The 10,237-nt window shown below is 40.2% G+C and carries 10 protein-coding genes and 1 pseudogene; 3 read left to right on the forward strand and 8 right to left on the reverse strand.

Annotated features, from left to right (window positions below; all coding sequences use genetic code 11):
- Positions 1–112 precede the first annotated feature (112 nt).
- On the forward strand, positions 113–1,114 hold the full coding sequence (galR, locus tag QM843_RS03040) for a DNA-binding transcriptional regulator GalR (RefSeq protein ID WP_000212485.1): 1,002 nt from the start codon (positions 113–115) through the stop codon (positions 1,112–1,114).
- Positions 1,115–1,181: 67 nt separating this feature from the next.
- Here galR and QM843_RS03045 read toward each other — a convergent pair whose 3' ends face one another.
- The 3 genes from QM843_RS03045 to QM843_RS03055 form a co-directional block, all read right to left on the reverse strand.
- Positions 1,182–2,219, reverse strand: coding sequence for a zinc-binding dehydrogenase (locus tag QM843_RS03045; protein WP_004259103.1), 1,038 nt, complete (start codon positions 2,217–2,219; stop codon positions 1,182–1,184).
- Positions 2,220–2,573, reverse strand: a complete 354-nt coding sequence (gene nmlR / locus QM843_RS03050) for a stress response transcriptional regulator NmlR (protein ID WP_001022624.1) — start codon at positions 2,571–2,573, stop codon at positions 2,220–2,222.
- A gap of 333 nt (positions 2,574–2,906) precedes the next feature.
- Positions 2,907–3,797, reverse strand: a complete 891-nt coding sequence (locus tag QM843_RS03055; RefSeq protein ID WP_000645152.1) for a cation diffusion facilitator family transporter — start codon at positions 3,795–3,797, stop codon at positions 2,907–2,909.
- Positions 3,798–3,929: 132 nt separating this feature from the next.
- On the opposite strand from QM843_RS03055, the gene QM843_RS03060 reads away from it, so the two are divergent.
- Positions 3,930–4,466 (forward strand): TetR/AcrR family transcriptional regulator, encoded by a 537-nt coding sequence (locus QM843_RS03060; protein WP_414304481.1) that lies wholly within the window; start codon positions 3,930–3,932, stop codon positions 4,464–4,466.
- Between the two features lie 137 nt (positions 4,467–4,603).
- Here QM843_RS03060 and QM843_RS03065 read toward each other — a convergent pair whose 3' ends face one another.
- From QM843_RS03065 to QM843_RS03085, 5 genes and pseudogenes are all read right to left on the reverse strand, one after another.
- A complete protein-coding gene (locus QM843_RS03065) occupies positions 4,604–6,124 on the reverse strand; it encodes an ABC transporter permease/substrate-binding protein (protein ID WP_414304482.1) in 1,521 nt (506 codons plus the stop codon).
- Positions 6,117–6,845: an ATP-binding cassette domain-containing protein gene (locus QM843_RS03070; RefSeq protein WP_004259046.1), complete on the reverse strand. Its 729-nt coding sequence runs from the start codon at positions 6,843–6,845 to the stop codon at positions 6,117–6,119. The genes QM843_RS03065 and QM843_RS03070 overlap by 8 nt, the downstream gene beginning before the upstream one ends.
- Positions 6,846–6,859: 14 nt before the next feature.
- Positions 6,860–7,051 (reverse strand): annotated as a pseudogene (locus QM843_RS03075) (nuclear transport factor 2 family protein); the annotation flags it as partial.
- Positions 7,052–7,085: 34 nt separating this feature from the next.
- Entirely contained in the window at positions 7,086–7,529 is a 444-nt protein-coding gene (locus QM843_RS03080) for a MarR family winged helix-turn-helix transcriptional regulator (RefSeq protein ID WP_414304483.1), read from the reverse strand.
- A 144-nt stretch (positions 7,530–7,673) separates the two neighbouring features.
- On the reverse strand, positions 7,674–8,867 hold the full coding sequence (locus QM843_RS03085; RefSeq protein WP_049543419.1) for an O-antigen ligase family protein: 1,194 nt from the start codon (positions 8,865–8,867) through the stop codon (positions 7,674–7,676).
- A 282-nt stretch (positions 8,868–9,149) separates the two neighbouring features.
- On the opposite strand from QM843_RS03085, the gene birA reads away from it, so the two are divergent.
- Positions 9,150–10,085, forward strand: a complete 936-nt coding sequence (gene birA, locus QM843_RS03090) for a bifunctional biotin--[acetyl-CoA-carboxylase] ligase/biotin operon repressor BirA (protein ID WP_414304484.1) — start codon at positions 9,150–9,152, stop codon at positions 10,083–10,085.
- Positions 10,086–10,237: the final 152 nt, after the last annotated feature.

Raw genomic sequence — 10,237 nt, forward strand, 5'->3', positions numbered from 1 at the left:
TTCTATTGTATCCAAGGGATTTTCCAAGGTCAATCCTTTTTACTAAAATTTTACTAAACTATCAGTAAAAAGCAGAAAAATATGATATACTAACCTTAAAGAAGGAGGATTTATGGCTACCTTAAAAGACATTGCACAGCTAGCCTCTGTCTCTATCGCGACCGTATCCCGCGTCCTCAATCGCGACCAGAGCCTATCTGTTACAGAAGAAACCAGACACCGTATTTTAACCGTTGCTGAAGAACTGGGCTACACCAAGCACCTCAAGACAGGCGATTCCCACAAACCCAAGCAAAAGATTGCCATTATCCAATGGGTCAGTGAACAAGGAGAACTGGACGACCTTTACTACTACCAGATTCGCTTGGGTATTGAAAAAAGAGCCCAAGAGTTGGACTATGATATCTTGCGCTATTTTAATGACCATCCTTTTACCCTAAGCGAGGAAGTGATTGGGATTCTCTGCATCGGAAAGTTTAGTCGAGCTCAGATTTCTGCCTTTGAAGAATACCAAAAGCCTCTTGTATTTCTAGACAGCGATACACTTTCCCTGGGACATACCTGCATTATCACAGACTTTTACACTGCCATGAAACAGGTTGTCGATTATTTTCTCAGCCAAGGGATGGACCGCATCGGGATTCTAACAGGCCTTGAAGAAACAACCGACCAAGAAGAAATCATTGAGGATAAGCGACTGGAAAATTTTAGAAACTACAGTCAAACAAAAGGAATCTATCATGATGAATTAGTCTTTCAAGGAAGCTTTACCGCCCAGTCTGGCTATGACTTGATGAAGGAGGCCATTCAGAACTTGGGAGACCAACTCCCACCAGCCTTTTTTGCAGCTAGCGATAGTTTAGCCATCGGTGCCCTCCGTGCGCTCCAAGAAGCTGGAATCAACCTGCCAGACCGCGTCAGTCTTATTTCCTTTAACGATACTAGCCTGACCAAGCAAGTCTATCCTCCCCTCTCTAGCATCACCGTCTATACCGAAGAAATGGGCCGAGCAGGTATGGATATTCTTAATAAGGAAGTACTCCACGGTCGGAAAATCCCTAGCCTAACCATGCTGGGAACCAGACTGACATTGAGAGAGAGTACTCTGCCATAACTCCACAAATTAAAAATGACAAAAAATCCTAATAGAGAGTCTCAAATCTCCATTAGGATTTTCTTTTTTAGGCCATCACAATCATAGACTTAATGGTCTTACGTTCATCCATATCTTTATAAGCTTGATCAATATCTTCTAATTTATAGCTTGAAGTAAAGACACGGCCTGGATTGATATCACCATCAAGGACGGCTTTTAGTAAAAATTGCTTATCATATGTTGTCGCAGAAGCTGCCCCACCTGCTACAGAGATATTTTGCATAAATGTCGAACCAAGAGCACGATTATTATAGTGTGGGACTCCTACAAATCCCATACGCCCTCCATTATGAAGGACACCTAGCGCCTGTTCTACAGCAGCCTCCGTACCAACACATTCAAGTGCTGCGTCCGCTCCGCCACTGAGAATTTCACGCACCTTGGCAATACCTTCTTGACCTCGCTCAGCTACAAAAGCTGTCGCACCCGACTCCAGAGCCATCTTTTGACGATCTTCATGACGACTCATGAGGATAATTTGCGACGCACCACGCATCTTCGCCGCGATGACAGCACATTGACCTACAGCACCATCACCAATGACCACAACCTTATCCCCTTTTTGAACATTAGCAACACGCGCCGCATGATAGCCTGTCGGCATAACATCTGCAAGAGTCAAGAGGGACTTTAGCATACCTTCTGTGTAGTCAGAAGGTTGTCCAGGGATTTTAACCAGCGCCCAGTTTGCATAGTGAAAACGAATATATTCCGCCTGAAAATCGCCTCCCAAGTTATTACCAATATGATTATCGCAAGAACCGTCAAAGCCAGCAAGACAGGCATCACATTCACCACATCCATGAGTAAAAGGGACAATGACAAAATCACCTGGTTTCACCGTCGTAATGGATTCCCCAGTTTCTTCGACAATCCCAATCGCTTCGTGTCCACTATTTTTGTGTCCAGCTTTCGTTTCTGGATTACGGTACCTCCATAGATCCGATCCGCAAACGCACGCACGAACTACACGAATAATCGCATCATCTGCGTCTATAATTTGCGGACGTTCAATTGTAGCAAGACCAACCTGACCTGCCTTTGTATATACTGCTGATTTCATTTAAATTTTTCCTTCCTTGTAAAGTTTAATTTTGAGATTTAAGCGATTTAAAGCCACCTGTAACTGAGACAAGCGCTCCTCTAATTTTTTCTTTTCCTCTTCTAAAATACCAAGCCTTTTCTCTCGCGTTTCATCCCCCTTTTGGTAGAGAGACATATAGTCAACTAAACTATCTACAGAGACACCTGCCGAACGAAAACACTTAATAAATTCCAGAGCTTCAATATCATGATCTTGAAAATCACGAATTCCAGTTGCAGTTCGAGTAATCGGTGGCACAAGACCAACCCGTTCATAGTACCGAATCGTATCCGCTGAAATTCCCAACAAGTCACTAGCAGATTTAATATTCATACACTAACCTCCTCTCATTCACTGAATTTAAGCTATTCTAACTCACTTATCTTATTATATAATTTTGAGTTGACTCCAAGTCAAGCATTTTGCGTCTAATCGAAAAATTTTTTATCATTATCAGTTCTCTTATTAGCATACCTTTTCATCAATCAAAGAAAGAGGTTGGGGAAAGCGTCTTTCAAATATGATACCAAAGAAACTGGAAAAAAAGTCTTTAAAAGCAAAAAGCGCATAGTATCAGACATTGAAAACCCTTGATACTATACGTTTTTTTGTATGAAGATTTACTTCATTTTCTCTTGAAATTGAGTTTTGTCTCAGCCGCTTTTTCTAGTGTTGATGCCCATGGGATTGCCCTAAGGCTGTTACCTTTCGCTTATGTTGCGCATGATTGCTTTGACTGGTGTCCACTTCGATAGTAATATTCTGCACACCTCTTTCTTCTAAGAGCTGACGTACTTGATTCTTTGTTTCCGTCATCTCCTCCCAATCCTCTAAACAGATATGGATAATAGCATTATTTTCTAGACCATCCATGGACCAAATGCTAAGTTGATTGACACTTTTGACATTGGTCAGAGCCTCCAAATCCTTCTCCAAATCACCTGTCTCTAGTCCTTCTGGCACAGCATCCAGGAAAATCTTGAGTGCGCTCCAAAATCGAGGAATAGCTTTTGTTAGAATGAAGATGGAAATGACAAGCGATAAGAGCGGATCAAGGATATACCAATCTGTAAATCGGAGGATAATCGCCATTAGAATGACAGCCAACCAACCTAGAGTATCTTCCAAAAAGTGCAGGCTCAGAATTGACTCGTTCTTTGTCTTTCCCTTACGAACTACTAGACTAGCTAGCACATTGATACTGACTGCAATGATTCCTAGCCAGAGGACGCCTTCGTCATTAACGGGCTGTGGATTCAAAAGTTTAGTTATATTTTCCAAGATCACTAGAATGGATCCTGTGATAAGAATCACAGCAGTCACTAGGGCCCCTAAAAGACTAAATCGCTTGTAACCCAAGGTGTATTGCCTATCTTCTTCTCTATTTGAGATTGTTTCTAAAAAGGCCGATATGCCGATTGCTATAGCATCTCCCAAGTCATGGATAGAATCAGCAAGAACAGCACTTGAACCGAAGATTCCTCCTGCGATAAACTCAACAATAGCATAGCTTAAATTTAAGAAAAAAGCTACCCAAACAGTATATTTTGCCTTCATCTTTCTCATTCCTTTGTTATAATAGATTTATGAATACCTTGTTCATTATCATTATCCACTAAAACTCAAAGAAAGGATAGAAGCAAAACGTCAGCTTTATTCATTTCTGAACAATTTGCCTCAAGTGTCTATATGACTAAGATTGACCGCCGTATCAGCAAAACAAAAAAAGCCATCTTTCAAGCTTTTCTACAACTTTTAAACGATAAGGATTACGAAGCCACTACAGTTCAGGATATCATTGATCTCGCAGATGTGGGACGATCCACCTTTTACTGTCACTATGAGAGTAAGGAACTACTTCTGGACGCGCTTTGCCGCCACCTCTTTCATCACATCTTTGAAAGAGAGGAGTCCATTTCAACCGAGGATTATCTCGCCCACCTCTTTCTGCATTTTCAGAAAAATCAAGACCATATCACCAGTCTACTATTTTCCAAAAATGACTACTTCCTCCGTCAACTCCATAAAGAGCTAGAACACCATGTCTATTCCGTGCTAGCTGATAAGTTGAAAAAAGCTCACCCAAGTCTGCCTCCTTCTTACCTCCAACACTTAGTCATGTCCAACTTTATCGAGACATTGACCTGGTGGCTCAAAAGAGGGCAAGACTTTACAGACCAGGAAGTTGTCCAATTTTATCTAGACCTTCTCATTCCTAAAAATTGAATACAGAGTAGAGCTCAGTTGCCTTATTTCTAGGCTACTGAGTTTTTATCTTTTCAACAATCAAAAAAGCCCAGACAACATTGTCTGAGCAGTTTTCTATATGGTCGTTTAACAAAGTTGAGTTTGACATTTTCAAACTATTTCTTCAACAAACCTTGTTCTTGTAGAAACTCCTTGGCTACTTGTTCTGCTGACTTGCCTTCAACACCGACTTGGTAGTTGAGCTGGCTCATCTGGCTTTCAGTAATTTTACCAGCCAATTTATTGAGAACTGTTTCCAACTCTGGATGTTTCTTGAGGAGAGCTTCTTTCATTAGTGGAGCCCCTTGATAAGGTGGGAAGAGTTGCTTGTCATCTTCCAAAACCTGTAAATCGTAACGTGCCAATTCCGCATCAGTCGAATAGGCATCCGTGATTTGAATATCGCCCGACTGAATAGCCTGATAGCGAAGGGCTGGCTCCATGGTCGCTACATTGAGATTGAGACCATACATTGACTGCAAGCCCTTATTTCCATCTTCACGGTCATTAAACTCAAGTGTAAAGCCTGCCTTTAGCTGCCCTTCCACTTTTTTCAAGTCCGAAATGGTCTTCAAGCCATATTCTTGAGCGATCTTTTTCGGAACAGCTACAGCGTAGGTATTTTGATAAGACATAGGTTTGAGATAGGCTAGATGATCCTGTTTGGCAATACCATCACGCGCCACCTGATAAACCTGATCTGGCTCATGACTCACTTTAGGTGATGGTTGCAGCAAACTTTCAGTCACCGTACCAGTAAATTCAGGATAGACATCAATATCGCCTTTTTTCAGAGCTTCATAAAGAAAGCTTGTTTTCCCAAAATTCGGTTTAACAGTCGCAGTCATACTGGTATTTTCTTCAATAAGGAGTTTATACATATTGGCCAAAATTTCTGGTTCCGGTCCCAATTTCCCAGCAATAACCAAGTTTTCTTTCTCTTTTTGAGCCAAAAGAGCTGGACTATAAGACAAACCAAGCAATATGGTCACCAAGGCAAAACCAGAAAAAATCGTCCGCAATTTTGCCTTTTCCATCACTTTTAGTAGGAAGTTAAAGGCAATGGCAAGCACTGCAGAAGAAAGGGCCCCAATCAAAATCAGACTGGCATTATTACGGTCAATTCCCAAAAGGATAAAAGAACCTAGTCCCCCTGCCCCAATCAAGGCTGCTAAGGTTGCCGTACCGATAATTAAGACCGCTGCCGTCCGAATCCCAGACATCATAACAGGCATAGCAAGTGGAATTTCAAACTTCTTGAGACGTTCCCATCTGCTCATCCCAAAGGCAATCCCAGCCTCTTGCAAACTTGGGTCAATTCCCTTCAGCCCAGTGATGGTATTTTGTAAAATCGGAAAGATCGCATAAATCACTAGAGCTGTCAAAGCCGGCAAGGTTCCAATTCCCATCAAGGGAATAAAGAGCCCTAACAAGGCCAGAGACGGGATGGTCTGGAAAATCCCTGCAATCTGTAAGACCCAATCCGCTAACTTCTCATGATATCGAAGATAAACAGCCAAGGGAATCGCTATAAAGATGGCCAGCAACAAGGTCAAAAGTGACAACTGCAAATGTTGAGATAGAGCTGTCAACCAATCACTAAAACGATCCTGAAAAGTTGCAATTAAATTAGTCATGTACACTACCTCCAAACAAGTCTGCTACAAAATCTGTTGCAGGAGCTTTTAAAATCGTCTCGGGATTCGCCACCTGACGAATCTCTCCATCCTGCAAGACAGCAATACGGTCCGCCAATTTCAGAGCTTCATCCGTATCATGGGTTACAAAAATCGTTGTCATCCCAAATTCTTTATGCAATTCTTTCGTCAGAATCTGCAACTGTTTTCTCGAAATAGCATCAAGAGCCGAAAAAGGTTCATCCATGAGGAGAATCTTAGGCTGACCAATCATAGCCCGTACAATTCCAACACGCTGTTGCTCCCCACCAGATAGTTCACTAGGTAAACGATGCCCATACTCAGCTACTGGCAAGCCAACCTTGGCCAAAAGCTCTTCTGTTTTCTGAGCAATTTTTTCCTTAGTCCAGCCCTTCATCTCAGGAATCAGGGCAATATTTTCAGCAACCGTTAGATTTGGAAAGAGAGCAATGGCCTGTAAAACATAACCAGTAGAAAGACGAAGTTCACGCTCATCATAGTCTTTGATACGCTTGCCATCCATATAAATATTTCCATCAGTCGGTTCCAAGAGGCGGTTGACCATCTTGATCATGGTCGTCTTACCTGATCCAGATGGACCAACTAAAACCATAAACTCGCCATTCTCAATCCGTAAATTAACATCTCTCAAGACATCTTTTTCTGTGTAGCGTAGCGCCACATTTTTGTATTCAATCATTCTGTATCCTCAATTTAAAACTTCCCTCTATTGGTCAAGTCTTCTACCTTAGGCATGACTTCCTTATTATCCCAATGTTCCACAATTTTCCCGTTTTCTAGACGGAAGATGTCATACTGGGCATAGGCAACTCCACCAATCTGAGTCTGACCATAGCTAACCACATAGTTTCCTTGTCCTAAGAGTTGGAAAACAAAGTCAAAAGTGGTCTTTACTTATAAACAGCTAATTTGCTCCATTTTAAACCTCATTTTCCTCCTCTTTCAGATTAGCCAAAATTCTTTCTTGAAAGGCTTCAAACTGACGAATTTCTTCCTCTGAAAATCCTTTGTAAAAGATCGTATCCAATTTCTGACTGACACGATACCCCACTTCTTTCTGAGACTGCCCCAACTCTGTTAAAACCAAATACTTCTTACGCTTATCTTCTCCACATGGACTAATAGCTACAAGATTTTGTTCCTCTAGTTTTTTAATCATCGTCGTCAGTGTATTATTCGCAAGCCCAGTCGCAAGCGCAATATCTGTTGCAGTTGCACAGCCAGTTTCACTATTCCATAAAACCGCTAAAATCTTGCCCTGCTCACTCCGATAAAGAGCTTCAGGGTCTTGGCTCAGTAACTTTTGAAAAATCCGCCCATTCAACAAACGAATATGATGGGCTAGCAAATGACTATCCTTCATAACACCTCCAATTTATTTCGATATCGAAAAGAATAAAACAATTGTAACACTCATCGTTCTAACTGTCAACTATTTCGATTTGGAAATAATTTTTCCCAGTAAAAAAATCTCCTACCCAAGGTAGAAGATTTTAATCTTATAAACTTAATCCGTCATGTCCGATACCAAAGTTCGATGCTCCAACGGAATACTGCACATAACTAGTAAGAAAATGAAACCTGACTGAATCCAGAAGAGGGCCAAGTCAAAAATTCCATGTACAGCAACCACTGTAAGGAAAGACAGATAAAGACCGATAATCGGACGTTTCCCCGACTCCTGACTCATATCCATCATCAAGCGAACAGGAGCAACAGAAGACAAAACTAATAAAATAGTCCCCACAACTCCGTAACTCAGAATCGTATCAATATAAAGACTATGAGCATGTTCATGATAAGGAGCATTTATCCGAGGATACGAGTGCATGTAGGTCAATGGCCCTTCACCCCAGAAAGGATTTTGCTTAAATAAGGCCATCCCAGCATCCCAGATAGAAATGCGTTCTTCCATAGAAGAGTCTAAAGTTCCCATCCGAACTCCCAAATCACTAGAAAAGAGGAAGCTCAAGCCAATCGCAAAGACCCCAATACTAAGCCAAAAGGCCTTCCAGTTTTTAATGGTCGTAAAGAGATAAATAATGGCACCAGCGATAATAGCAGGAAAGGCAGTTCGATTTTGCGTAAAGTTCAAACCAAAGAGATTAACAAAACCTGCAAACACACAGAATACTTTCAACCAATTCAACTTGGTCGTTGTAAACAGATAGAAGGCAATCATGATACAGAAACAACAAATAATTCCATAATAATTAGGGTTAAAGAATGTCACTTCTGCACGATTCTGATGCCACACCTGCATATTGGGTGAAAGAAAAGCATAGTTGAATTTCTTCACAATTTGGAAATGTTCTAAACTCGCAAAAGCAGCTGACAAGACGCTACCAAACAAGACGAGCTGCAAAATCAATCGAAAGAATTTATGTGATAAAATCGACTGATAATGCAAAAAGAAAATAGTAAATAGAAAAATTCCTACTGAAGCTACAACTCCCATCCAATTTTGTGCAAAAACGGATATAACAGTACTATAGCCAAGAAAAAGAAGCAGCATCGGATGCTCCCCCATTTTCTGAAGAATACTTTTCATGTCTCCTGTGAAAATTAAACTGATAATATATAAACAGAATACAACTACAAAAAGATAAAAGGGTAAAAAGATACTCAGGATAATTCCCAATAAAATCAGCTCTTTACTAGACAACCCTTTCAGCTTTTCAATAAAGCCTATTGATTTCAAAACGAATCCTTTCTCTCCAAATCAGTTGATTCAGATAATAGTAAGCTACCCTATATTGTACCACTTTTTTAGCAATTTGAAAACAAAGGAAACGTTTACTAGGTAAAAAAGGGAGCAAAAATACTGATATTTCAAAACTCAAACTTAATGACTAGATTTACTATAAGGAAATCATACCGTAAAGACTAGGTATATGTTAAAATAGTAGTAATATAATAAAGTTTTGACCAACTATCCAAACTATATTTAAATCATTTACAATTGCTAAAGAAAGGAAACAATATGAAATCCTACCAAGCCGTCTACCAAATTCTAACTAAAGAAACCGACTATGTCAGCGGAGAAAAAATCGCAGAAGAACTATCACTGACCCGAACATCAATTTGGAAAGCCATCAAGCGTTTAGAACAAGAAGGCATTGAAATTGATAGTATCAAAAACAAAGGCTATAAACTGGTGAATGGGGATCTTATTCTTCCAGAACTTCTAGAACAAAATCTTCCAATTAAAATCAGTTTTAAACACGAAACAAGATCAACACAACTCGATGCAAAAGAAGCAATTGATTTAGGAAATGAAGCAAACACCCTCTATCTAGCTTCCTATCAAACAGCTGGCCGAGGCCGTTTTCAACGTTCTTTCTACTCACCCCAAGGTGGCATTTATATGACACTCCATCTCAAACCAAATCTTCCCTATGACCAATTACCATCCTACACACTACTTGTAGCAGGAGCTATCTACAAAGCCATTAAGAACCTAACTTTAATAGATGTCGACATAAAATGGGTCAATGATATCTACCTCAAAAATCATAAAATTGGAGGAATCCTCACTGAGGCAATGACGTCAGTAGAAACTGGCTTAGTCACAGATATCATTATTGGAGTAGGAATCAACTTTACTATCAAAGACTTCCCTCAAGAATTGAAAGAAAAAGCTGCTAGTTTATTCAAAGCTCCAGCACCTATTACCAGAAATGAATTAATCATAGAAATCTGGCGTTCTTTCTTCAAAACGCCAGCAGATGAGTTATTATACCTATATAAAAAACAGTCATTCGTTCTAGGAAAAGAAGTGACTTTCACACTAGATCAAAAAGACCACAAGGGACTTGCTAAAGATATCTCTGAAAGTGGAAAACTTTTAGTTCAATGTGATAACGGAAAAGAAATCTGGCTCAACAGTGGCGAAATTTCACTCAAGAGTTGGAAGTAGTAATAAACAAGCACAACCATAAAATGGCTCTATAATATTTGTAGTGGGTAAATCCCCTATGGATCTTATGGAGCCTATTTTGTTGTAGAAAAAAAGTCCCATATGACCTATAATGAAAAGCGACTAAACAACTCATTAGAAAGATTCATATG

The sequence above is a fragment of the Streptococcus mitis genome, from assembly GCF_047463435.1.
GTDB lineage: Bacteria > Bacillota > Bacilli > Lactobacillales > Streptococcaceae > Streptococcus > Streptococcus mitis_DS.